We start from the raw sequence: 24997 nt of genomic DNA, 5'->3' as shown, positions 1-24997 counted from the left end.
TATAGGAATACATTGTAGGAAAAGGGGACTTCTTCAGATTTTTTCAACATACACTTGAAAGAGAAATTATTAATAAAAAATAGGATTTATGATTAAAGAGTATATCTTTTTCCTACGATAGATATTAAATGCAAGTAATAGAGAGGGTATTGACTATGAAATTAGATGAACTGGTTCAAAAATTACAATATGTTAACATTTTAAATGATCAAACCAATCCGGTGATTTCGTCTATTGAGATGGATTCAAGGGAAGTGCAAGAAGGTAGTTTGTTTATTTGTATAAAAGGTTATACGGTTGATGGTCATGAATTTATTAATCAAGCGATCAGTAACGGGGCAACTGCAATAGTAGCAGAAAGAACGGTGAATGCTTCGGTTCCTGTTATATTAGTTAATGACACAAAAAGAGCTATGGCTATACTTTCTAATTATTTTTATGAACATCCGACGAAAAAGTTATCATTGATTGGGATTACCGGAACAAATGGCAAAACTACAGTTACTCATTTAATTGAAAAAGTATTAAATGATGCAGGGGAACGAACAGGCTTAATCGGTACGATGTATACAAAAATAGGTGATCAGACGTATGAGACGAAAAATACAACCCCTGAATCGCTTACGTTACAGAAGACGTTTAAGCAAATGGTTGACCAACAAGTAAATACAGCCATTATGGAAGTATCTTCTCACGCACTTCACTTAGGGAGAGTAAGAGGGTGCGACTTTAATATTGCTGTCTTCACGAATTTAACGCCAGACCATTTGGACTATCATCAAACGATGGAAGCTTATAAATATGCTAAAGGTCTGCTTTTTTCACAACTAGGAAATACATATGATCAAACGAGTAAAAAAATAGCAATTTTAAATGATGATGATGAAGCATCAGTAGAATATAAGAAGATGACAGCAGCCCAAGTTGTAACATATGGAATTAATGAAACGAGCGATGTGAGAGCGAAAAACATTAAGATGACAGCCGGCGGAACATCATTTACATTATCTACTATGGCCGGTGAGACGGAAATTGAGTTAAAGTTGATCGGGAAATTTAGTGTGTATAATGCTTTAGCTGCTGCTGCCGCTTGTTTAGCTCATGGGATCGACTTAAATGATATTAAACAAAGTTTAGAAAGTGTAGAAGGTGTTTCAGGTAGATTTGAAACAGTAGAAGCAGGTCAACAGTTCACAGTTATCGTAGATTACGCCCATACGGCTGACAGTTTAGAAAATGTACTTACTACCATTAAAGAGTTAGCTAAAGGTAAGATCTATTGCGTCATAGGATGTGGTGGTGATCGGGATCGTACGAAGCGCCCTATTATGGCGCAAATTGCTGTCAAATATGCTAACAAAGCTATTTTTACGGCTGATAATCCGAGAAGCGAACAGCCTGAGATGATTTTAAAAGATATGGAAGCAGGAATTGAAAGTGATAATTTTGTTTCCATCATCGATCGTAAAGAAGCCATCGAACACGCGATTTCTCTTGCAGAAGCTGATGATGTTGTACTTATTGCCGGAAAAGGACATGAAACGTATCAGGTAATAGGTAAAGAAGTCATTGATTTTGATGACAGACAAGTAGCAAGAGGTATCATTGAGGAGAGAATGCAATGAAATTATCTGGGAAGCTAGTTGAAGAAATATCAGAAGGGGTACGACGGCAGAACGTTAATCTTTCGTTTTCTGGTGTTCATACCGATAGTCGCCAACCAATGGTTGATGGATTGTTCATTCCGATTGTGGGAGAACGCTTTGACGGACATGGTTTTATCCATACAGCGATTGAAAAAGGAGCAACAGCTTCTCTATGGCAAAAAAATAAAGCAGTTCCGGAAAGTTTACCTGAAGGCTTTCAACTATTTTACGTAAAAGAAACCATCCAAGGGCTCCAACAATTATCCAAAAGATATCTAAACCACATCAACCCGATAGTAGTTGGTGTAACAGGCAGCAACGGTAAGACAACGACAAAAGATATTTTAGATTCTGTCTTGTCAACTTCATATAAGACCTACAAAACGCAAGGTAACTATAACAACCATATCGGATTGCCTTTAACAATACTTGGGATGGAAAGCGATTGTGAGTTGCTCATTTTAGAGATGGGGATGAGCGGGTTTGGTGAAATTGAGGTACTAAGTTTGATCGGTGAGCCCCATTATGCTGTCGTTACAAACATCGGAGAATCACATATTGAACAGCTTGGCAGTCGGGAAGGTATTGCCCAAGCGAAAATGGAGATTGTAGAAGGTTTACAGGAAAGTGGTAAAGTGTTTATTGATGGTGACGAACCATTACTTAAGCCTTTTTATCATAATAATGTAATTACATGTGGTTTTACTGACACGTGTGACTCCAAAATTTTAAATGTCTCTACTAGTGATTACGGTTTTAGATTTTCTCTTAAAGGCGAAGAAACGATTTATGAACTGCCACTGCTTGGTCGTCATAACATAAAAAATGCAGCCTATGCCATCATGGTTGGGCGCGAGCTTGGATTATCGGAAAAAAGTATACAGACCGGGCTAAAACAAGTAAACTTAACAGGGATGAGACTTGAACGAATAACAGGTTTAAATGGGTCCACTATCATTAATGATGCATATAATGCAAGTCCAACTTCTATGAAAGCTGCGATAGAGGCAGTAAAAGAATTACCTGGCTATTCGAAAAAGGTATTAATTCTTGGGGATATGTACGAACTTGGACCAGATGAAGAAGAACTTCATCGTTCAGTTGCAGCTGTTATTGAAGAGCCTATTACACACCTATTCACTGTAGGGGAAAAAGGACAATGGATTCTTGACGCATTTAATGAGAAAAATGACCATAGGCTTATAGTACAAAGCTTTTTATATAAAGAAGATCTTATCGCCAGCACCGTAAGACTTTTAGACAGCGAAACAGTTGTATTGATAAAAGCATCTAGGGGACTCCAATTAGAAACGATTACTAAACATTTAATGTAATAGAAAGGAGGCAATGACAATGTTTGAACAGATCACATTATTATTTACATTAATCGCATCTTTCCTCATTGCCGTAATACTATCCCCAATTATAATTCCATTTCTGAGAAGGTTAAAATTTGGACAAAGTATTCGAGATGAAGGACCGAAATCGCATCAAAAGAAAAGCGGTACACCGACAATGGGCGGGGTTATGATTTTATTATCGATCCTTCTTACAACAGTCATTATTATTTCAAAATTTTTAACGTTCACGACAGAAATTTGGTTGCTGTTATTTGTAACATTAGGTTACGGATTATTAGGCTTTTTAGATGACTTTATTAAAGTTGTGATGAAGAGGAATTTAGGGCTTACATCAAAGCAAAAGTTAGTCGGTCAACTCGTTATTGCTATTATTTTTTATCTAGGATTACGTATGCTCGACTTTTCAACAGAAATTGCTATTCCAGCAACTAACCTTTCAATTGATTTTGGTTGGCTTTATTTCCCGCTTATCATTGTTATGTTAGTAGGTGCGTCAAACGCGGTGAATTTAACGGATGGTTTAGACGGTTTACTAGCTGGTACAGGTGCAATCGCATTTGGAGCATTTGCCATCTTAGCATGGAATGCAGAAATGTTTGATGTCGCTATTTTCTGTGGAGCAGTTGTAGGAGCGGTATTAGGCTTTTTAGTTTTTAATGCACACCCGGCAAAAGTATTTATGGGTGATACCGGTTCGCTTGCTTTAGGTGGTGCAATTGCAGCAGTTGCGATTTTAACCAAATTAGAAATCTTACTTGTTATTATCGGCGGGGTCTTTGTTATTGAAACTCTTTCGGTTATAATCCAAGTAATTTCATTTAAAACAAGAGGTAAGAGGGTATTTAAAATGAGTCCTCTCCACCATCACTATGAACTGTCAGGCTGGTCGGAATGGCGAGTGGTAGTTACATTTTGGTTAGTAGGTATGCTTTTTGCAGTATTAGGAATTTACTTAGAGGTGTGGATTTAGATGAAAAATGAACAACAGTTTAAAAATCAACATGTACTCGTCTTAGGTTTAGCAAAAAGCGGGGAAGCTGCTAGCCGGCTTTTATTTCGGCTGGGTGCTCACGTAACTGTCAATGATGCTAAACCAATTGAAGAAAATCCTAAAGCAAGAGAACTAGAAAGTTTGGGAATTAAGGTTGTTTGTGGCGCTCATCCATTAACATTATTGGATGAGCCAATTGACTTTATCGTTAAAAACCCGGGCATCCCTTATAGTAATCCATTAATTGCTGAAGCGATACAGAGAGGAATATCTGTCGTTACAGAAGTGGAATTAGCGTCCATGCTGTCAGAAGCTGATATGATTGCGATTACTGGTTCCAATGGAAAAACGACGACCACAACATTGGTTGTTGAGATGTTAAAAAATAGCGGCAAGGAGCCCTTAGTGGCTGGAAATATTGGAACAGTGGCATGCGAAGTTGCAGAAAAAGCGACTACGGAAAACATTATTGTTACAGAGGTCTCAAGTTTCCAACTTCAAGGAACAGAAAATTTTCATCCAAAGGTGGCAGTATTATTAAATCTTTTTGATGCTCACTTAGACTACCATGGGACAAAAGAGGCTTATGGACATGCTAAAGCCAAAATCTTTGCTAATCAACAAGTAAGTGACTTTTATGTAATTAATGTCGATGACGATTATGTTGTTAAGCTGGCAGAAGGAGTAAAAGGCACGAAAATACCTTTTTCAACAACGACTGAAGTTACAGACGGTGCATATGTAAAAGATCATGTTGTTTTCTTTAAAGATGAAAAAATCATTGATCAAGCAGAGATTACTCTTCCTGGTAAACATAACTTAGAAAACATATTAGCGGCTATCGCCGCAGCAAAAACGATGGGTGCACATACAGACCAAATCGTCCAAGTATTAAAGTCGTTCACTGGAGTTAAACATAGAGTTCAATATGTGACGGCTTATAATAATCGCAAGTTCTTTAATGACTCAAAAGCAACGAATATTTTAGCTGCTCAAGCTGCTGTTTCGGCTTTTACAGAGCCTGTCATTCTTTTAGCTGGCGGTTTGGATCGAGGCAATTCTTTTGATGCCTTTATACCTTCGTTAGAAAAAGTGAAAGCAGTCGTTACGTTTGGAGAAACTAAAGAGAAGATTAAGTCTGCTGCCAAAGAAGCAGGGGTAGAGATTATTAAAGAAGCATTAAATGTAGAAGAAGCAGTACCAGTCGCATATGATCTTTCTGAAGCTGGTGATGTTATCTTACTATCGCCTGCTTGTGCGAGTTGGGATCAATACAAAACGTTTGAAGAACGCGGCGACAAATTTATTCTTGCCGTTGAGCAATTAATCCAAAGATAAAAGGACATGTTCTAACAGTCTGGTGCATATGTTTAGGTAATAGAGGTTGTACGATCAGCAGCTGATTGTACGAACACTTTTTAGTTAGAGAGGTGTTACAGTTGCCTAAGACAAAAACGGCACCAGATTTTCTTTTGATGATTGCAACAATCGCACTATTAACGATAGGTGTTATTATGGTATATAGTGCTAGTGCAGTATGGGCTCAATATAAGTTCGACGATTCGTTCTTTTTTGCTAAACGCCAGATCTTTTTTGCTGGTGCAGGAGTTGCAGCTATGTTTTTCGTTATGAACGTCGATTATTGGACGTGGCGAAAATGGTCTAAGGTTTTGCTCATTATTTGTTTTATACTTCTCATTATTGTTTTAATTCCTGGCGTTGGGCTCGTTCGTGGCGGGGCGCGGAGCTGGTTAGGTGTTGGGGCATTCTCAATTCAACCATCCGAGTTTATGAAGATGGCCATGATCGCTTTTCTAGCAAAGTACTTATCAGAAAATCAAAAGAAGATTACATCTTTAAAACAAGGATTAATTCCATCGTTATCTTTAGTTTTATTAGCATTCGGTCTCATTATGTTGCAACCAGACCTCGGCACAGGGGCAGTAATGGTTGGTACATGCGTTGTTATGATTTTTGTTTCGGGAGCCAGAATTGCTCATTTTGTTGGTTTGGCCCTGATCGGGGTGGCAGGCTTTGTAGCACTGATTGCGTCCGCGCCGTATCGTATAAAGCGAATTACATCCTTTTTAGATCCGTGGTCAGACCCTTTAGGAAGCGGCTTTCAAATTATTCAATCGCTTTATGCAATCGGGCCAGGTGGATTACTTGGGTTGGGGTTAGGAGAAAGTCGCCAAAAATATTTTTACTTACCTGAACCGCAAACTGATTTTATATTTGCAATACTAACCGAAGAGTTAGGATTTATTGGCGGGGCCATTGTTATCTTTTTGTTTGGTATTCTTCTATGGCGGGGGATAAGAGTGGCATTAGGTGCACCTGATTTGTTTGGCAGCTTCTTAGCCGTAGGAATTATATCTATGGTAGCTATTCAGGTGATGATTAATATCGGGGTAGTTACTGGACTTATGCCTGTCACAGGGATCACACTGCCGTTTCTTAGTTATGGCGGGTCCTCACTCACTCTAATGCTCGTTGCAATTGGTGTTTTACTTAACATTAGCAGGTTTTCAAGGATATAATAAAAGAAATCCCTCTTAGTAAGGTGAAGCCTAACTAGAGGGATATTTATTTTTCTTATAGACTTTTATAATTTTACACAATCCTTTAAAAGCATTATGTATAATACAAGTTATCGTTCTGATAAAATGGTAATAGCACAGGATGTTTAAAAAAAGTCCCGGAAAAATCTCAGGGGCGTATGGAAATTAAGACAGAGTTAATGGAGGAATTCAATGAGAGTAGTTGTTAGTGGTGGAGGAACTGGAGGACATATTTATCCTGCCTTGTCATTAATTCAAGAAATAAAAAAGCAATACAAAGATGCTGAAATACTGTACATAGGTACTGAAAATGGATTAGAAAGTGAATTAGTTACTAGAGAAAAAATTCCGTTTAAAACAATAAAGATTACTGGGTTTCGTAGAAAAGTCTCTTTTGATAATGTAAAAACGATCTACCGTTTCCTCAAGGGAACGAGTGACTCTAAAAAGATGATTAGAGAGTTTAAACCGGATGTCGTAGTCGGCACGGGGGGATATGTTTGCGGTCCCGTTGTTTTTGCAGCCGCACAATTGAACATTCCAACGGTTATTCATGAACAAAATAGTGTTCCTGGACTTACAAATAAATTCCTAAGCCGTTATGTAGATAAAATTGTATTATCATTCCCGGAATCAAAAACCTTCTTTCCAGAAGCTAAAACTGTATATCTAGGCAATCCGAGAGCTTCGGAAGTAATTTCAACGAATGCTGAACGTGGCAGGCAATCTGTAGGTCTTAAAGATGGGAAAAAGTCTGTATTAATTGTTGGAGGAAGCCGAGGAGCAAGGCCAATTAATGACGCATTTTTAGAAGTTTTACCTGAAATGAAAAACTTTGATTATCAGTTTTTATATGTAACTGGTCAAGTCCATTTCGAAAGAGTAATGGAGGAAGTAAAAGCAAAAGGGAACCCGGAGAATGTCATTATTAAACCATTTATTCATAACATGCCTGAAGTGTTAGCTGGAGTAGACTTAATTGTTGCTAGAGCGGGGGCTACAACTTTAGCTGAAATTACAGCGTTAGGGCTACCTAGTATTCTTATTCCAAGCCCATATGTAACGAATAATCATCAAGAAAAGAATGCACGTTCACTCAGTGTAAAAGGAGCTGCTATTGTCCGCCTCGAAAAGGAAATGAGTGGAAAAGTATTACTTGAAGATATTGATACTATTTTTAAAAAGGCTGGAAAATGGGAAGAAATGCATAATGCAGCTCTTTCACTGGGTATGCCAAAAGCAGCAACTCACCTTGTAGATTTATTGGCTGAATTAACGAAAAATAAAAAGTAACAAGTAAAGAACTTAGTGGAACTTTTTAACGCATGTAAACAAACACGGTGAAGTAGGCAGGTGCATAGAATATAATAAAATGGTGAATAAGCGGACAATAAGTTTTAAGTGAAAATAACTTCTTTTTAATGGATAAAAGTATAGAAAAGATCTCGGTCTGAGTACTTTGGAAACAGACCGACCTTTTCAAGAAGTGAGGGGATATAAGGCGATGGAACAATTTATTCAACAACTTAGAGAAAAAAATATAGGTAAAGTCCTCGTCCAGGAACCATTAGCAAATCATACAACTTGGAAAATTGGCGGGCCTGCTGAATTTTTAGTAGAGCCTAAAGACGTTGAAGCATTAAAAGAATTAATGATTTTAATTCGTCAAAATAAAATTCCTTGGCGTGTTATTGGTAGAGGTTCAAATTTACTTGTAAGTGACAGCGGTATTGAGGGTGTTGTCATTAAATTAGGGGACGGTATTAGTCATCTTGAAATAGATGGTGAAGAAATAAAAGTCGGTGGCGGCTTTTCTGTTATTAAGTTAGCCATGGTTATCAGTAAAAAAGGACTTTCAGGGTTAGAGTTTGCAAGTGGAATTCCTGGTTCTGTAGGTGGAGCTGTATTTATGAACGCTGGTGCACATGGTTCTGATATTTCACAAATATTAACGAAGGCACACATTCTTTTTGAAGATGGGACCATGAAGTGGCTGACAAATGAAGAATTACAATTTTCCTATCGGACTTCAAGGTTACAAAAGGAAAAGGCAATATGTGTAGAGGCTGTTTTCCAGTTAAAAGCAGGAGACCGTGATGAAATTGTAAAGGTGATGCAAAAAAATAAAGATTATCGGCGAGTATCTCAACCATGGAATTATCCATGTGCAGGCAGTGTATTTAGAAATCCCCTTCCAAACTATGCGGGGCAACTAATAGAAAAAGCAGGATTAAAAGGCTTCCAATTAGGTGGGGCGCAAGTGTCTGAAATGCATGGAAACTTTATTGTAAATGTCGCTGAGGCTAAGGCTGATGATGTTTTAAAACTTATTCAACACATTAAAACTACAATTCGTGATGAATTTGAAGTAGAGATTGAAACAGAAGTAGAGATTGTCGGAAAAAAACAAAACAACGACTGAGCATAATCTTCGATTTGTGTTATAATTCAAGAATGTAACATTAAATTTTATGTGAACGGCATATATATTTTATGCCGTTTTCGAACTATAGGCACTTATAATGGAGGTTGGAATATGGTTGATGAAAAAGTTATTACCATCAACGACAGAATCCCTAAGTTAAAGGAACAAAGAAAGCACCGAGCAAACCGAAGATTGATATTCTTTTTATCTTTTTTCTTTTTCCTTATCCTCTTAGTCATATATTTTCAATCTCCTTTAAGTCATATTAAAATGATTGAAGTCCACGGAAACTATTACCTGCCTGCCGAGACTATCGTTAAAGCGTCAAAGCTGAACAATGGGACAAGCCTCTGGAAACTAAATCAAGAAGAAGTGAAAGAAAGAATAACTAATCTAGATGAAATAGAAAAAGCTGATCTTTCACGAAAGTTCCCTAATACGATTGAAATTCATGTTGTTGAATATCAACGAGTCGCATATATGTACCAGGAAGGAAAGTACTATCCTATTCTAAGTACTGGAGTTTTCTTGGATGAACTACCACCAAACCAAATGCCGGTTGATGCACCTATACTAAAAGACTGGGAGTCTGGGCCAGTAGCACAAGAATTAGCGGCGGAAATAACCAAGTTATCCGATGGGTTGTTTAATAGAATTTCAGAGATTTATTATACGCCTACAGAAACTGACCCGTTAAGAGTTATTGTATATATGAATGATGGGTATGAAGTGCATTCTACTGTTCGGAATTTTGCAGAAAGAATCGCACCCTACCCTTCCATTGTTAAAGAAATTGATCCGAGTAAAGCAGGGATCATTCATATGAGGATGACACCTTATTTTGAGGAGTTTTTTGGTGAGGAGGAAGAGGAAGGTGAAGGTTAATGGTAAACACGTTATTCTTTCACTTGTCCTGTTGGTAACCGGATTTATTATAGCTGTATCTTATCAATTTGCGAAAGAGCATCAAGATACAAATCCGATCTCTCAGCGCCAATGGAGACATGAGGATGAACTTCGCAACAATATTATTTTAGAACAAGCAGTAAATCGGAATTTACAAGAAGATTTACGTGGTTACCAATCTCAGCTTAGAGAGATTGAAGAACAAATAGCAGATTTAACAGAAGAACAAGAATTAAGAGTAGCTTCGTTAATTGAAGATTTAGATCGGTTAAGAAAGCTGGTTGGTACGGTTAAAGTTAAAGGTTCAGGAATTGAAGTTACGTTATCTGATAATTCATATGTTCCCGATGGTGCTAACCCGAATGATTATATCGTTCATGAAGAACAAATTCAAAAAGTCGTAGATGAATTGTTAGTAGCTGGGGCTGAAGCAGTTGCTATCAATGGCTACCGTCTTTCCAGCAATTCTTATATACAATGTATCGGACCTGTAATTTATATTGACGGTCATACCTCTTACGCCCCATTCGTTATAACAGCAATCGGGGACCCATCAAGTTTAGAAGGATCAATGACATTACCTGGTGGAGTAAGAGACCAATTACTAAATGACCTTATTGAAGTAAGGCTACAACAAAAAAACGAAATAGTCATGGAACCTTACTTATCTGAAAGTAGGTGACATAATGAATAAACAAGTGATTTTTATGATTGTTACTCTTATCATCGGGTTTATGTTAGCTATTCAGTTTCAGTCTACAAAAGAACCGGTCGTTCGAGACACAAGAGATATTAGAGAACTGCGTAAAGAATTAAGAGCAGAGCAAGATAGACATCAGCAACTCACACAAGAAATAGAGAAATATGCCACTTTAATAACTCAGTATGAAACATCATTAAGTGATCATAAGGAAAACGTTGAAACCGTAATGGAAGAGCAAATAGACAAGTTAAGAAAAGAAGCCGGCCTTACAGAATCTTCAGGGGAAGGAATTATCCTTACGATTGAACCACTTTACCATGATCAATTTTTCGGCCATCAAAGACATTCAGTTTCTCCCGTCTTATTGCGGTTTTTAGTAAACGAATTAAATTTCAATGGTGCCGAGGAGATTGCGATTGGAAACCAGAGGATTATTTCAACAACTGCTTTTCGTGAAGTAAATGGTGTTACTCGTGTTAATAACAGGAGATTACCGCCATTACCGATAGAGATTAAGGTGTTAACGAATGATGCCCAAAAACTACACAATGAAATGGTCGTTTCAGAGTCTGTAGAGTACTTTGAAATTGATAATTTAAAATTAACGTCTACACCGATTAATTATCTTGAATTACCAGCTTTTGATGATACACCAAGGGTGCGGTATATGGAGCAAGTGAAGGAGGATTAACCAACCGATGTGGTTGCCAATTATTGGTTTGATTTTAGGAGTGATATTAGGTTTTTTTACAGAATTTCGTATTCCTGATGAATATTCCAATTATTTATCAATTGCAGTATTGGCTGCATTAGATACATTATTTGGTGGAATTCGAGCACATTTACAAAATAGCTTTGACGGAAATGTCTTTCTCACCGGTTTCTTTTTTAATATCCTACTTGCTGCAGGTTTAGCTTTTCTAGGTGTCCATCTTGGTGTAGACTTATATTTAGCAGCAATTTTTGCTTTCGGTGTACGACTCTTTAATAATATTGCGGTTATTCGCCGAATGATGCTGTCGAATTGGAAAGAAAGAAGGAATGAGAACAAAGCTTAGAGAACTATAAAATAGTCTCTTAAGTTATGAAACAAGCAGATTTTTGAAAAAAAAGTGAGAATTGTAAAGAAAATCAAAAAAATAAAAGGGAAAAGACATTTAATGTTGAATTATTTTATAGTTAAATAAATTTTCCCTTCTTGTTTTCTCGCGAGAGCTTTTAAACATTTATGGTATTTGATTTGATTATCTAAGAATTGCAGTAATAATATAGCAGTATAATTGCTATAAAGAACAAAAGGAGGTGCCACAGATGAACAACAATGATATTTATGTTAGCTTAGACATCGGTACATCCAATGTAAGAGTAATCATTGGAGAAATGACCAATGGATCACTAAACATCATTGGTGTTGGAAATACGAAGTCCCATGGAATTAAGAAAGGCTCCATTGTGGATATTGATGAAACGGTAAAATCAATTAAAAGAGCTGTCGATCAAGCAGAACGAATGATCGGTTTATCAATAAAGCAAGTTATTGTAGGTGTAAACGGAAATCATGTTCAATTACAACCTTGTCATGGTGTAGTTGCAGTTTCTAGCCCTGACCGTGAAATAGGTGATGAAGATATTGCTCGTGTTATCGATGCTGCTCAGGTGGTTTCCATACCGCCAGAACGTGAAATTATTGATGTAATCCCTCGTCAATTTATAGTGGATGGATTAGATGAAATTAATGACCCTCGTGGTATGATAGGTGTTCGTTTAGAAATGGAAGGAACAATTATCACAGGCTCTAAGACTATCTTACATAATTTATTAAGATGTGTAGAACGTGCGGGGTTACAAATTGCTGATATTTGCCTGCAACCTCTAGCTGGTGGTGCAGTAGCGATCTCAAAAGACGAAAAGAGTCTTGGTGTAGGTCTTGTGGATATTGGTGGCGGTTCAACTACTGTTTCAATCTTTGAGCAAGGAACGCTTAAAGCGACAACTGTAATACCAATTGGTGGGGACCATGTGACAAATGATATTGCAATTGGTTTAAGGACTTCTACTGAAGAAGCTGAACGGATTAAATTAAAGCATGGACATGCCTACATTGATGAAGCTTCTGATGCAGAAGTATTTAAAGTCTCAGTCATCGGTAGTAACGACCAAGATGAATTTTCTCAATATGATATTGCACACATTATCGAAGCTCGTATGGATGAAATGTTTGAGTTCATTGAAAAAGAAGTACAGCGCTTAGGTTTTGGAGTACTTCCGGGTGGCTATGTCCTAACAGGAGGAGCTGCAATGGTTCCGGGAGTATTAGAATTAGCTCGTGAAGTACTTCGTAGTAACGTTCGAATTGCTATACCAGATTATATTGGTGTTCGAGAACCGCAATATACAACTGGAGTTGGCTTGATACAATTTGCATACCGTAACGTTAAAATCCAAGGAAAAGAAGTAGCTGCTTCAGTTTCTGACTTAAACCAAGGAGAAAAATCGCCTTCTAAGAAGGAAAAAGCAACTCCTAAGGCGAAAGAGGATAAAGAAGGTATGAAAAAAGTAAAAAATTGGTTTAAAGTTTTCTTTGAATAATAATTCGTGTTTATGAGGAAGGCAAAAAGATCCGAGTAGTTTGAGGCTTGCAGTAACGAGCGAGTACCCAGCGTAGCCTTTTGATACGTGAGGTACGCAGACTAGACGAACGAAAATTAGACAAATATTGGACTTTTTGAACCTCTACTAGTGATTTTTGGCATACATGATGAATTAGGAGGACCTTACATGTTAGAGTTTGAAATGGATATGGATCAACTAGCGACAATAAAAGTCATCGGCGTTGGTGGTGGCGGAAGTAACGCTGTTAACCGTATGATTGAAAATGGTTTACAAGGCGTTGAGTTTATCGCTGTAAATACAGATGCTCAAGCATTACATTTATCGAAAGCAGAAATCAAACTGCAATTGGGCGGTAAACTGACACGTGGATTGGGTGCAGGTGCTAATCCTGACATCGGAAAAAAAGCAGCAGAAGAAAGTAAGGAACAACTTGAAGAGGCTTTACAAGGCGCTGACATGGTTTTTATTACAGCAGGAATGGGTGGAGGAACTGGAACAGGTGCTGCACCAGTAATTGCTGAAATTGCAAAAGAACTAGGTGCTTTAACTGTGGGTGTTGTAACTCGACCATTTACGTTTGAAGGCCGTAAGCGTTCGACGCAAGCTGGTAGTGGAATTGATGCTTTAAAAGAGAAAGTAGATACATTGATCGTTATCCCTAACGATCGTCTACTAGAGATCGTAGATAAAAATACACCAATGCTAGAAGCATTCCGTGAAGCAGATAACGTTTTACGTCAAGGTGTACAAGGTATCTCAGATTTAATTGCAGTTCCAGGTTTAATTAACCTAGACTTTGCTGATGTTAAGACGATTATGGTTGATAAAGGTTCTGCGTTAATGGGAATAGGGATTGCCACGGGTGAAAATCGCGCGGCAGAAGCTGCTAAAAAAGCTATTTCCAGTCCTTTACTTGAAACTTCAGTAGATGGTGCACAAGGTGTTTTAATGAACATTACTGGTGGTGGGAATTTAAGTCTTTACGAAGTTCATGAAGCTGCTGAAATAGTATCTGGTGCTTCAGATCCTGAAGTGAACATGATCTTCGGTTCTGTTATTAATGAAAATCTAAAAGATGAGATTGTAGTAACTGTCATTGCTACGGGGTTTGAAGATAGTGAAAGTAACACGTTAGGAAAAACACAATTGCAACGACCGTCTGTTCAAACGAAAGTTAGTAATCCGGTTCCAAAGCAAGAGGAAGTAAAAGAGCCTAGACTAAATCCTCAAGTTCAGCAACAGCCAGAACAAGCAGATACGCTGGATATTCCAACGTTCTTACGTAATCGACGCAGACGTTCAAAGTAAAAAAATACGAAGAACTGACCACTATGAGTCAGTTCTTTTTTTTATGCAAAAAATTGTCAATCAATTATCAGGTTCATTAGACAGTATAAGTGTATATCTATCAAAATAACTATTTAATCTCGTCATAAACTGACAGACTTATAAATAGAATCTGATATATACTTGGCTAAAACATACCAAATTGTGAATGAGAGGACATGCAATGACCATTTATTTGGATGTTATTTGGTTTCTTAATTTATGTATTGATTTTCTCTTAATCTGGATAACCGCAATTACACTAAAAAGAACAATACATAAATGGCGGTTATTCTTAGCAGCCCTTTTTGCATCACTTATAGTATTTTTTATGTTTACACCGATTGGCCATTTGTTTTACCAACCTTGGATGAAAATATTATACTCAATGGCAATTGTTTGGATCGCTTTTGGGTTTTACCGGTTGACGTACTTTATTCAAAATTTATTTATGTTTTACTTTGTTACTTTTATGACGGGAGGAGGCTTGTTTGCACTTCATTTCTTTTGGCAAACCGAGGTTGAAGTTTTGGATGGGGTTATGTTTACGAAGACATCAGGCTTCGGTAGTACATTTAGCTGGTTATTTGTTTTAATTGGTTTTCCTCTCGTATGGCTTTTCTCAAAACACCAATTAAAACAAGTGGAAGCAAGGAAAATTCATTATGAACAAGTGGTAAGTGTGGAAATCTCAATTGGGCATGAACTGTTGTATGTGAAGGGTCTAGTCGATAGTGGAAACCAATTACATGATCCGATTTCAAGAGCTCCAGTTATGGTTTTAGAAAAGGATGCATTACATTCTATGCTGAACAAGGAAGAAATTGAACTACTTCTCGATTATGAAAATATGGAGAAAATCTACCAGGAGAATCACCCTTTTGCTGAGAGAATTCGCATCATTCCATACCGGGTAGTAGGCAAAGACCAACAATTTATGATCGCCATCAAGCCGGATCGTGTTAAAGTGACGACGGCCGATGAACAACATCTCGTTAAGAAGGTACTGATTGGGATTAACGATATGAAACTATCAAACGATGGAGACTATCAATGTATTGTTCATCCGAAGATGCTTGTTGCAGGAGAAGGAAAAAAATTAGCTTAGTTTCACTTTTATTGAGGAGGCAATGACATGCTAAAGTTGAAGTTTACGTTGATGTGGCAAAAAATCTTATATCGATTGGGAATGAAACCGGACGAAATTTATTATATCGGTGGGAGTGAAGCATTGCCGCCACCATTATCTAAGGAAGAAGAAGCACATTTATTAAGTAAACTTCCTAGTGGGGACAAAGCAGTTCGGGCAATGCTAATTGAACGGAACTTAAGACTTGTCGTTTACATTGCACGTAAATTTGAAAATACGGGAATTAATATTGAGGATCTTATTAGTATAGGTACAATTGGACTTATTAAGGCAGTAAATACATTTAACCCAGAAAAGAAAATTAAGTTAGCAACTTACGCTTCACGTTGTATCGAAAATGAGATTTTAATGTATTTACGCCGTAATAATAAAATTAGATCAGAAGTTTCTTTTGATGAACCTCTTAACATTGATTGGGACGGGAATGAATTACTACTATCTGATGTCCTTGGAACAGAAGAAGATATCATTACAAAAGGAATTGAGGAAAAAGTTGACCGTAAATTGTTAGTCAAAGCATTACACACTCTCAATGCTCGCGAGAAACAAATTATGGAGCTTCGATTTGGATTAGCTGGTGATGAGGAGAAAACACAAAAAGATGTTGCTGATTTACTCGGTATATCCCAGTCTTACATTTCACGTCTTGAAAAGCGCATTATAAAGCGATTAAGAAAAGAATTTAATAAAATGGTCTAAATCGCCCCAAAAAAATATTTAAATGCTTATGAACGTTGTAATACCATGAACTCATTCAATTTTATTTAGAGATAGTCAAAGAATACAGATGCATATTTTTCCCTCTCAAGGAGATACTTTACATGAACATCATTCTCCTGTTGGGAGGGAAAGAATTGACACGAAATAAGGTTGAAATTTGTGGAGTTGACACAGCGAAATTACCAGTTCTGACGAATAAGGAAATGCGTGAATTATTTACGCAAATGCAAAGCGGTGACATTAGTGCCCGTGAAAAGTTGGTTAATGGTAATCTTCGTCTTGTCCTAAGCGTAATCCAACGCTTTAATAACCGTGGTGAGTATGTAGATGATCTTTTTCAAGTTGGTTGTATCGGGTTAATGAAATCAATTGATAACTTTGATTTAAGCCAAAATGTAAAATTTTCTACATATGCTGTCCCTATGATCATCGGTGAAATTAGAAGGTACTTAAGAGACAATAACCCTATTCGAGTATCTAGGTCTTTACGTGATATTGCTTATAAAGCATTACAAGTTCGTGACCAGCTAATGGCTGAAAAGAACCGAGACCGAGAGCCAACGGTACTAGAGATTTCTAAAGTACTGGATGTTCCAAAGGAGGATGTTGTTTTCGCTTTGGACGCTATTCAGGATCCGGTATCCCTTTTTGAGCCGATTTACAATGATGGTGGAGATCCGATTTATGTAATGGACCAAATAAGTGATGACAAGCAAAAAGATGTTAATTGGGTCGAAGAAATCGCGCTACGTGAGGCGATGATCCGATTAAATGACAGGGAAAAACTAATCTTAAATATGAGGTTTTTCCAAGGGAAAACACAGATGGAAGTTGCTGATGAAATCGGGATCTCACAAGCTCAAGTATCAAGGCTTGAAAAAGCCGCAATCCAACAAATGAATAAACACGCACAAAGCTAATAAAAAGACTGAGTAACATGATGTAAATGTTACTCAGTCTTTTTTCTTTAAACAACCTTGTTGCAGGAACAAATAGGTCGTCTTCCATTTTCCTTATTTTTGAGATATTATCGGTTGTTTTATCATATAGATGAAGTAATATAGCATGGTCAAAAGAAAGGATGATTCCAAGATGATGAAAATATCTGATTTACAATCAAAAGACATCGTCAACATGGAAAATGGTAAACGCTTAGGGAATTTATCAGATCTTGATATTAATCTATCGACAGGTCAAATTGATGCAATCATTATTAATGGTACAGGAAAAATGATGAGTTTTTTCAATAGAGAGACTGAAGAGGTTGTCATTCCATGGGGCAATATCGTTAAAATTGGAAATGATGTTATTTTAGTGCAAGTTCCAGAGCCTTATCAGCGTTATTAAAGGTTGGTTATTTGGAAAAAAGGGCTTTATCGACGAATCTTAATACTCTTTGCATGAAAAATATGCTAAAATAGATAAAAACAATCAATAATATGACAGTTTTTGTTGATTGGAATTAGATGAAAAAACATGGATAGGAAGTGATTTTTTGGTCCATGAACCGTTTATCAAGACGGAAGATGATCTATTATTAATACCTAAATGGGAAAAAAAGGGTCACAACTTAACTGCAGGATTTACCACACGTCTAGGAGGGGTAAGTCAATCTCCATACGACTCCTTAAATGTGGGATTACATGTTTCTGATAACGACTCTATTGTAATAAAAAACCGCCAAATCGTTTCGGTTAAGATTGATTTTCCGATTGAGCAATGGGTAGTAGGTGAACAAATCCATGACTCAAACATAAAAAAGGTAACGAGTAGTGATTGTGGAAAAGGTGCACAATCATTAACGTCAGCTGTTAAAGACATCGACGGATTATACACAAAAGACAAAGATATTCTACTTGTCAGTTTGTATGCAGATTGTGTCCCGTTATATTTTTTTTCACCTAAGCATGGAATGATAGGTTTAGCACATGCCGGCTGGAAGGGAACAGTTGGTAAAATTGGTCCGAAAATGATTGAAATTTGGAAGGATGAAGGTATAGATCCAAATGATATTTTGGTCATAATTGGACCATCGATTGGTCAACAACAATATGAAGTAGATCGTAATGTGATAAAGGCAGTTGACCAAGTCTTGCCTCAAACAGATACTCCACCTTATATTGAATCGAGACCTGGCCATTTCTTCTTAGATTTAAAGACATTAAATAAACAATTACTTATTGCTGCTGGTATTCCAAGTCATTGTGTGAAAATTAGTCAATATTGTACAGCTAGCAGAACCGATTTGTTTTTTTCACATCGAAAAGAACAAGGAAGAACAGGAAGAATGATGAGCTTTATAGGATTGAAGAGTAATGAAGATTTATAAAGGAGGAAGATCGATTGACAGTAAAAGATAACTTACATAAAATTCAAGAAGAAATTAATGCAGCCTGTCAACGGTCAGGCCGCAACTCGAAAGATGTAAAGATCATCGCAGTTACCAAATATGTAACTGTTGAGAGAACTCAAGAAGCATTGGATGCGGGAATTATTCATATTGGAGAAAATAGATCTGAAGGACTAATAGAAAAAGCACAATCTGTTGATATTGAACCGATTTTACACTTTATCGGTTCTCTTCAATCAAAGAAAGTAAAGAATGTCGTGGAACATATAAGCTACCTGCACTCTTTAGATCGCCTATCTTTAGCTCAAGAAATACAAAAAAGGTGGCAATCTCCAGAGCCTTTGAAATGTTTTGTACAAGTGAATGTTTCTGGAGAAGAATCTAAATCAGGACTTAAACCTAATGAAACGATTCCTTTCATCCAAGAGCTCGCTCAATTTCCAGCCGTTCAAGTAGTAGGGCTTATGACGATGGCACCGTTTGTAGAAAATTCAGAAGATACAAGACCTGTTTTTAAGAAACTTCGACTGTTGCAACAAGAAGTACAAGCCTTATCTCTTGACCATGCACCCTGTACAGAATTATCAATGGGAATGTCAAACGATTACATAATCGCAGTAGAGGAAGGCGCTACTTTTATTCGTATTGGATCTTCGCTTGTTGGGTAAAAATGGAGCTCAAAGGAGGAATTTAAATGGGAATGAAATCGAGATTTAAACGTTTTTTTGAATTAGAAGAAGATGGACAAGATTTTGAATCGTACAATGAGGAAGTAGCTGCTGCACAAGAAGAAGTACCGCAGTATCGTAGAAGTGAAAAGCAAGCGAAAAATCAAAATGTCGTAAGTTTGCAAAGCGTTCAAAAATCGGCAGCAAAAGTTATTTTGATTGAACCAAGAACTTATGATGAAGTTCAGGATATTGCAGATCATTTAAAAAACCGTAAGGCAGTAATTATAAATTTACAGCGAATATCAAATGAACAAGGAAAGCGAATTGTCGATTTTTTAAGTGGAACGGTGTATGCTATAGGAGGAGACATTCAAAAGCTAGGAATAAGTATATTCCTTTGTACTCCAGATAATGTAGATGTATCCGGGTCAATTTCAGAAATGATGCAAGAAACATTTGAACAACGTTAGAATGGTGGTGGATAATTAAATGCAAGGAATTGGAGCTTTACTAAATTTAGCAATTATGGTTTATTCATACATGATCATTGCTTATATCTTAATGTCATGGTTTCCAAATGCAAAGGAGTCTTCAATCGGTCAATTTTTAGGTTCAATCGTTGAACCTTACTTAGCACCGTTTCGTAAATTCATTCCTCCTTTAGGTATGATTGATATCTCCCCAATTGTAGCTATTTTTGCCTTATCATTTGCACGGTATGGAGTTGCTGCATTATTCGGGATGTAATGGTGTAAAGAAGGATGAGTATTTATCAACATTTTAGAAATGAAGAACGATCATTTGTAGATCAAGTATTGGACTGGAAACAGGAAGTGACTGTTCAATATACCTACAAACTTACTGACTTTCTTGACCCAAGACAACAAGACATTATAAAAGCAATTATAGGTAAAGATGAGGAAATAAGCCTCTCCTTTTGGGGAGGCACTTCTTATACCGAACGAAAACGTGCATTGCTTTCCCCGACCTTTTTTGAGCTTTCAATGAGTGATTTTCAAGTTCAAGCTTTTGAGTTACGTTACCCTAGAAAGTTTATAACTTTAGAACATAGAGACGTGTTGGGTTCACTGATGGGTTTAGGGTTAAAGCGTGAAAAATTTGGTGATATCATAATTCAGGATGAAGGAATTCAAATAATCGCAGCTAGTGAAGTTACTAGTTTTCTTGAATTAAATTTACAAAAAGTTGGACAAGCTAAAGTTAAAATTGTACCAATAAATAATGAAGATATCGTACAAACCAATGAGGAATGGACAGAAGAATCTACAACCATTTCTTCCTTGCGCTTAGATACATTACTGTCAGGAATGTACAACATATCAAGGACTAAATCTTCACTATATATTGAAAGAGGATTGGTTAAGGTTAATTGGAAGACGATTGAAGATGCTTCATTTCAAGTACAAGAAGGCGATTACCTCTCTGTAAGAGGGTTTGGAAGAAGTAAGTTAATATCCATGGCCGGTTCTACAAAAAAAGGGAAAATTCGTATATTGTTTGGAAGAAAAAAATAATTTAATAATAGAAAAAGAAGGAAATGCTCTTTTTCTGTCGAATATAACTAAGAATTTAACGACAAGATTTGGAGGTGGATTTCGTGCCTTTGACACCGCTTGATATTCATAATAAAGAGTTCACTCGCGGATTTCGTGGTTACGATGAGGATGAGGTTAATGAGTTTCTTGACCAAATCATAAAAGATTATGAAGCTGTACTACGGGAAAAAAAGGAAATGTTTGAACGAGTACAGGACCTTGATGGAAAGTTAGAGCATTATAATAAAATTGAAGAGACATTAAATAAATCAATTTTAGTCGCTCAAGAGTCTGCAGAAGAGGTTCGTCGTAGTGCTCAGAAAGAAGCACAACTGATTGTGAAGGAAGCAGAGAAAAATGCTGATCGTATCATTAACGACGCATTAACGAAATCAAGAAAAGTTATGATGGAGATTGAAGAGTTAAAGAAACAAGCCTCTGTTTATCGTATGCGTTTCAAAATGTTAGTTGAAGCACAATTAGAAATGCTTCAAACAGATGATTGGGATGAAATTACAAAGGTTAATGAATCGTTAGACAAAGAAACTGTTGAGTAACGTTTCTTGACACAGATAATAATAATGTATTATAATACCTCTCAAATTGAAAAGAGTTAATAACTATGATAGGGAAAGTACCTTTATCATGCTTCATAATAGCGAATCAGGGGTGGTGGAAGCCTGATATGAAGGATAATGGGAAAATCACCCTTGAGTTCTATACCGAAAGTTAAGTTCTAGTAGGCTATAGCGGTTTATTCCCGATACGAATGAGAGTGAATAATAGCAATGTATTTTGCTGTTATTTAGTAGGGTGGTACCACGGGTAACCTTCTCGTCCCTATAAGACGAGAAGGTTTTTTTTGTTGTCTGGATTGAGGATGATTCTCTTCATTTGTTTGGGAGGTCATAGTCCCTACGTCGCTAACCGGACGCTTCCGCTTTTCGTTTTGTCTAGCTGCAGACGTCATCGGCTCGAGGTCGCTTCGGTCCATCAAATGTGACCAAAAGGCGGGTCACCTATTGCTGGCCCTCCAGCGCTTGTCGCCGATAAACAGACGTCTTCCGCTTTTCTTTTTGTCTAGCTGCAGACGCCATCGGCTCGAGGTCGCTTCGGTCCATCAAATGTGACCAAAAGGCGGGTCACTTATTGCTGGCCCTCCAGCGCTTGTCGCCGATAAGCAGGCGTCTTTCGCTTTTCTTTTTACATATTAACTAGGAGGAACAAGAATGGAATATAAAGACACTTTATTGATGCCAAAAACAGAGTTTCCGATGCGTGGAAACTTACCAAATCGCGAACCAGAAATGCAAAAAAATTGGGAAGAAATGAATATTTACCAAAAAGTTCAACAACGTACAGAAGGACGCCCGTTATTTGTCCTTCATGATGGACCACCGTATGCCAATGGTGACATTCATATGGGGCACGCTTTAAATAAAGTATTAAAGGATATTATTGTCCGTTTTAAATCAATGAGTGGTTATCATGCACCGTACGTTCCAGGCTGGGATACGCATGGACTTCCAATTGAGACCGCACTTACAAAAAATAAAAAAGTAAAGCGTAAAGAAATGAGCGTTGCAGATTTTAGAAAGCTTTGTGAAGAATATGCTCTTGAGCAAGTGGATCGTCAACGCGAGCAATTTAAACGTTTAGGTGTTCGTGGAGACTGGGAAAATCCATACATTACGTTAAACAAAGAATATGAAGCACAACAAATCAAAGTTTTCGGCGATATGGCGAAAAAAGGTTATATTTATAAAGGATTAAAGCCTGTTTATTGGTCGCCATCTTCTGAGTCAGCTCTTGCAGAGGCGGAAATTGAATATCATGACAAACGTTCTCCTTCGATTTACGTTGCTTTTCCAGTAACAGACGGAAAAGGTGTATTAGATGGAGATGAGAAAATTGTAATCTGGACAACAACTCCTTGGACGATTCCGGCTAACCTAGGGATTACGGTACACCCTGATCTTGAATATAGTGTTGTTCAAGTTGAAAACGATAAGTTTGTTGTTGCTTCAGGCCTGTTAGAAACACTAGTAACTGAATTAGAATGGGAAACTCACAGCATTGTAAAAACATTTAAAGGTGAGCAATTAGAACATGTCATTGCTAAACACCCTATTTATGACCGTCAATCACTAGTAATGTGTGGTGACCATGTAACTCTTGATGCAGGTACAGGTTGCGTACATACTGCACCAGGGCATGGGGAAGATGATTATATCGTCGGGCAGAAATACAATTTAGACGTTTTATGTCCAGTTGATGATAAAGGTGTAATGACGAAAGAAGCTGAAGGGTTTGAAGGGTTATTTTATGACGAAGCGAATAAACCAATCACTGAAAAATTAACTGAAGTAGGAGCTCTTTTAAAGCTTTCTTTTATCACTCACTCGTATCCGCATGATTGGAGAACGAAAAAACCTGTCATCTTTAGAGCGACTGCACAATGGTTTGCTTCAATTAAAGATTTTAGAGAAGAATTACTTCAAGCCATTAATGAAGTAGAGTGGATTCCATCTTGGGGAGAAACCCGTCTTTATAATATGGTACGAGATCGTGGAGATTGGTGTATTTCACGTCAACGTGCATGGGGTGTACCAATTCCGATTTTCTACGGTGAAGATGGAGAGCCTATCATTACTGATGAGACTATCGATCATGTTTCTCAATTATTTAGAGAGCATGGTTCAAATATTTGGTTTGAATGGGAGACGCAACAACTTCTACCTGAAGGCTTTACTTCATCTCATAGTCCAAATGGGACATTCACGCGTGAAATGGATATTATGGATGTGTGGTTTGACTCGGGTTCATCGCACCAAGCCGTTCTTGTCGAGCGAGATGACCTACAACGCCCTGCAGACTTATACCTGGAAGGGTCAGACCAATATCGTGGCTGGTTTAACTCGTCGTTATCAACGAGTGTTGCTGTTTCAGGTAAAGCTCCTTACAAGGGTGTATTAAGTCATGGTTTTGCTCTTGATGGTGAAGGTCGTAAAATGAGTAAATCTCTAGGAAATGTTGTTGTTCCTAATGATGTTATGAAGCAATTAGGTGCAGATATTCTTCGTTTATGGGTAGCTTCGGTTGATTATCAAGCCGATGTACGTGTTTCGGATAATATTTTAAAACAAGTTTCTGAAGTATATCGTAAAATTAGAAACACATTCCGTTTCCTTTTAGGAAATTTAAATGGATTTGATCCTGCTACGGACGCTGTAGCTGTTGAAGACTTACCAGAATTAGATAAGTATATGCTTGTTAAATTACATGATGTAATTAACAAAGTTACTAAAGGTTATGAACAGTATCAATTCTCTAATGTATATCATGCATTAAATAATTTCTGTACAGTAGAGCTAAGTTCTTTCTATATGGATGTTGCCAAAGATACATTATATATTGATGCGCCTGATAGTCATGCTCGTCGTTCAATTCAAACAGTAATGTATGAGACAGTTGTAGCACTTGCAAAACTTGTTTCACCAATCTTATCCCATACAGCTGATGAAGTTTGGCCTCATATTCCAGGAGCTGAAGGTGAAAGTGTTCAATTAACGGATATGCCTAAAGCTGAAACCTTTACGAATGTTGCTGAGCTTGTGCAAAAATGGGATCGAATTATGAATGTTCGTAATGATGTATTAAAAGCACTTGAAAATGCCAGAAATGAGAAGAAAATTGGTAAATCTCTAACTGCACAAATTGTATTATATCCTTCACAAGAGTTAATGCAGACGTTTGAAAATGTAGATTTACAAAAATTATTTATCGTATCGCAAGCAGTGGTTGGCGGCGAAAAAGCAACGGCTCCAGAACATGCTGATGTATATGATGATTTAGCAATCGTTGTTGAAAAAGCAGAAGGTGAAACGTGCGAACGTTGTTGGGTCGTTTCTAAAACAGTAGGACAAAATGAAACTCATCCGACATTGTGTACTTCTTGTGCAACCATTGTTACTGAAAACTATAGTGGTTAATTTTCAAGGAGAGGTTATTCTGTATA

At 37.2% G+C, this 24997-nt stretch carries 24 protein-coding genes and 1 other annotated feature; all 24 genes read left to right on the top strand.

Translation table 11 applies throughout. The annotated features are described in order from the left end of the window. Positions 1-155: 155 nt before the first annotated feature. On the top strand, positions 156-1625 hold the full coding sequence (locus N7Z68_RS06670; RefSeq protein ID WP_275117682.1) for a UDP-N-acetylmuramoyl-L-alanyl-D-glutamate--2,6-diaminopimelate ligase: 1470 nt from the start codon (positions 156-158) through the stop codon (positions 1623-1625). After that, positions 1622-2980 carry a UDP-N-acetylmuramoyl-tripeptide--D-alanyl-D-alanine ligase gene (locus tag N7Z68_RS06665; protein ID WP_275117681.1) on the top strand — a complete coding sequence of 453 codons (1359 nt, stop codon included), beginning with the start codon at positions 1622-1624 and terminating at the stop codon, positions 2978-2980. Before N7Z68_RS06670 ends, N7Z68_RS06665 begins: the two co-directional genes overlap by 4 nt. 19 nt (positions 2981-2999) lie before the next feature. Beyond that, on the top strand, positions 3000-3977 hold the full coding sequence (mraY, locus tag N7Z68_RS06660; RefSeq protein ID WP_275117680.1) for a phospho-N-acetylmuramoyl-pentapeptide-transferase: 978 nt from the start codon (positions 3000-3002) through the stop codon (positions 3975-3977). Next, a complete protein-coding gene (gene murD, locus N7Z68_RS06655) occupies positions 3978-5336 on the top strand; it encodes a UDP-N-acetylmuramoyl-L-alanine--D-glutamate ligase (protein ID WP_275117679.1) in 1359 nt (452 codons plus the stop codon). It abuts the gene before it with no gap. 101 nt (positions 5337-5437) lie between these two features. Then, positions 5438-6538 carry a stage V sporulation protein E gene (spoVE, locus tag N7Z68_RS06650; RefSeq protein WP_275117678.1) on the top strand — a complete coding sequence of 367 codons (1101 nt, stop codon included), beginning with the start codon at positions 5438-5440 and terminating at the stop codon, positions 6536-6538. A gap of 213 nt (positions 6539-6751) precedes the next feature. After that, a complete protein-coding gene (murG, locus tag N7Z68_RS06645; protein ID WP_275117677.1) occupies positions 6752-7852 on the top strand; it encodes an undecaprenyldiphospho-muramoylpentapeptide beta-N-acetylglucosaminyltransferase in 1101 nt (366 codons plus the stop codon). Positions 7853-8063: 211 nt separating this feature from the next. Continuing rightward, positions 8064-8981: a UDP-N-acetylmuramate dehydrogenase gene (gene murB, locus N7Z68_RS06640; protein ID WP_275117676.1), complete on the top strand. Its 918-nt coding sequence runs from the start codon at positions 8064-8066 to the stop codon at positions 8979-8981. 114 nt (positions 8982-9095) lie between these two features. After that, positions 9096-9869: a cell division protein FtsQ/DivIB gene (locus N7Z68_RS06635; protein WP_275117675.1), complete on the top strand. Its 774-nt coding sequence runs from the start codon at positions 9096-9098 to the stop codon at positions 9867-9869. Further along, entirely contained in the window at positions 9859-10572 is a 714-nt protein-coding gene (locus tag N7Z68_RS06630; RefSeq protein ID WP_275117674.1) for a DUF881 domain-containing protein, read from the top strand. The genes N7Z68_RS06635 and N7Z68_RS06630 overlap by 11 nt, the downstream gene beginning before the upstream one ends. A 4-nt stretch (positions 10573-10576) precedes the next feature. Then, the gene (locus N7Z68_RS06625; protein ID WP_275117673.1) at positions 10577-11284 is read left to right on the top strand and encodes a DUF881 domain-containing protein; all 708 of its coding nucleotides are present in this window, start codon (positions 10577-10579) and stop codon (positions 11282-11284) included. Positions 11285-11291: 7 nt separating this feature from the next. After that, on the top strand, positions 11292-11651 hold the full coding sequence (locus N7Z68_RS06620; protein ID WP_275117672.1) for a small basic family protein: 360 nt from the start codon (positions 11292-11294) through the stop codon (positions 11649-11651). 253 nt (positions 11652-11904) lie between these two features. Next, positions 11905-13182 carry a cell division protein FtsA gene (gene ftsA / locus N7Z68_RS06615; RefSeq protein WP_275117671.1) on the top strand — a complete coding sequence of 426 codons (1278 nt, stop codon included), beginning with the start codon at positions 11905-11907 and terminating at the stop codon, positions 13180-13182. 189 nt (positions 13183-13371) lie between these two features. Then, the gene (gene ftsZ / locus N7Z68_RS06610; protein ID WP_275117670.1) at positions 13372-14514 is read left to right on the top strand and encodes a cell division protein FtsZ; all 1143 of its coding nucleotides are present in this window, start codon (positions 13372-13374) and stop codon (positions 14512-14514) included. 202 nt (positions 14515-14716) lie between these two features. Further along, on the top strand, positions 14717-15640 hold the full coding sequence (spoIIGA, locus tag N7Z68_RS06605; protein ID WP_275117669.1) for a sigma-E processing peptidase SpoIIGA: 924 nt from the start codon (positions 14717-14719) through the stop codon (positions 15638-15640). A 27-nt stretch (positions 15641-15667) separates the two neighbouring features. After that, positions 15668-16381, top strand: coding sequence for an RNA polymerase sporulation sigma factor SigE (gene sigE, locus N7Z68_RS06600; protein WP_275117668.1), 714 nt, complete (start codon positions 15668-15670; stop codon positions 16379-16381). 122 nt (positions 16382-16503) lie between these two features. Continuing rightward, complete coding sequence (gene sigG / locus N7Z68_RS06595; RefSeq protein ID WP_275117667.1) at positions 16504-17322, top strand: RNA polymerase sporulation sigma factor SigG; 819 nt, start codon at positions 16504-16506, stop codon at positions 17320-17322. Between the two features lie 172 nt (positions 17323-17494). After that, a complete protein-coding gene (locus N7Z68_RS06590; protein ID WP_275117666.1) occupies positions 17495-17749 on the top strand; it encodes a YlmC/YmxH family sporulation protein in 255 nt (84 codons plus the stop codon). 148 nt (positions 17750-17897) lie between these two features. After that, positions 17898-18731, top strand: coding sequence for a peptidoglycan editing factor PgeF (gene pgeF, locus N7Z68_RS06585; protein ID WP_275117665.1), 834 nt, complete (start codon positions 17898-17900; stop codon positions 18729-18731). A gap of 14 nt (positions 18732-18745) precedes the next feature. Beyond that, positions 18746-19420, top strand: coding sequence for a YggS family pyridoxal phosphate-dependent enzyme (locus N7Z68_RS06580; protein ID WP_275117664.1), 675 nt, complete (start codon positions 18746-18748; stop codon positions 19418-19420). Positions 19421-19446: 26 nt separating this feature from the next. After that, positions 19447-19893 (top strand): cell division protein SepF, encoded by a 447-nt coding sequence (locus N7Z68_RS06575; protein WP_275117663.1) that lies wholly within the window; start codon positions 19447-19449, stop codon positions 19891-19893. Positions 19894-19912: 19 nt separating this feature from the next. Next, positions 19913-20170, top strand: a complete 258-nt coding sequence (locus N7Z68_RS06570) for a YggT family protein (protein ID WP_275117662.1) — start codon at positions 19913-19915, stop codon at positions 20168-20170. Positions 20171-20184: 14 nt separating this feature from the next. Continuing rightward, positions 20185-20958: a YlmH family RNA-binding protein gene (locus N7Z68_RS06565; RefSeq protein ID WP_275117661.1), complete on the top strand. Its 774-nt coding sequence runs from the start codon at positions 20185-20187 to the stop codon at positions 20956-20958. An 83-nt stretch (positions 20959-21041) separates the two neighbouring features. Further along, positions 21042-21536, top strand: a complete 495-nt coding sequence (locus N7Z68_RS06560) for a DivIVA domain-containing protein (RefSeq protein WP_275117660.1) — start codon at positions 21042-21044, stop codon at positions 21534-21536. Between the two features lie 56 nt (positions 21537-21592). Beyond that, positions 21593-21824 (top strand) — a binding site (T-box leader). Between the two features lie 384 nt (positions 21825-22208). Beyond that, on the top strand, positions 22209-24971 hold the full coding sequence (gene ileS, locus N7Z68_RS06555) for an isoleucine--tRNA ligase (RefSeq protein ID WP_275117659.1): 2763 nt from the start codon (positions 22209-22211) through the stop codon (positions 24969-24971). The last annotated feature ends 26 nt before the right edge of the window (positions 24972-24997 follow it).

It is taken from the genome of Alkalihalobacterium chitinilyticum (genome assembly GCF_029028005.1).
Classification (GTDB): Bacteria; Bacillota; Bacilli; order Bacillales; family Bacillaceae_F; genus Alkalihalobacterium; species Alkalihalobacterium chitinilyticum.
Note: the sequence above shows the minus strand (reverse complement) of the source record. Positions and strands in the feature narration are given on the sequence as shown.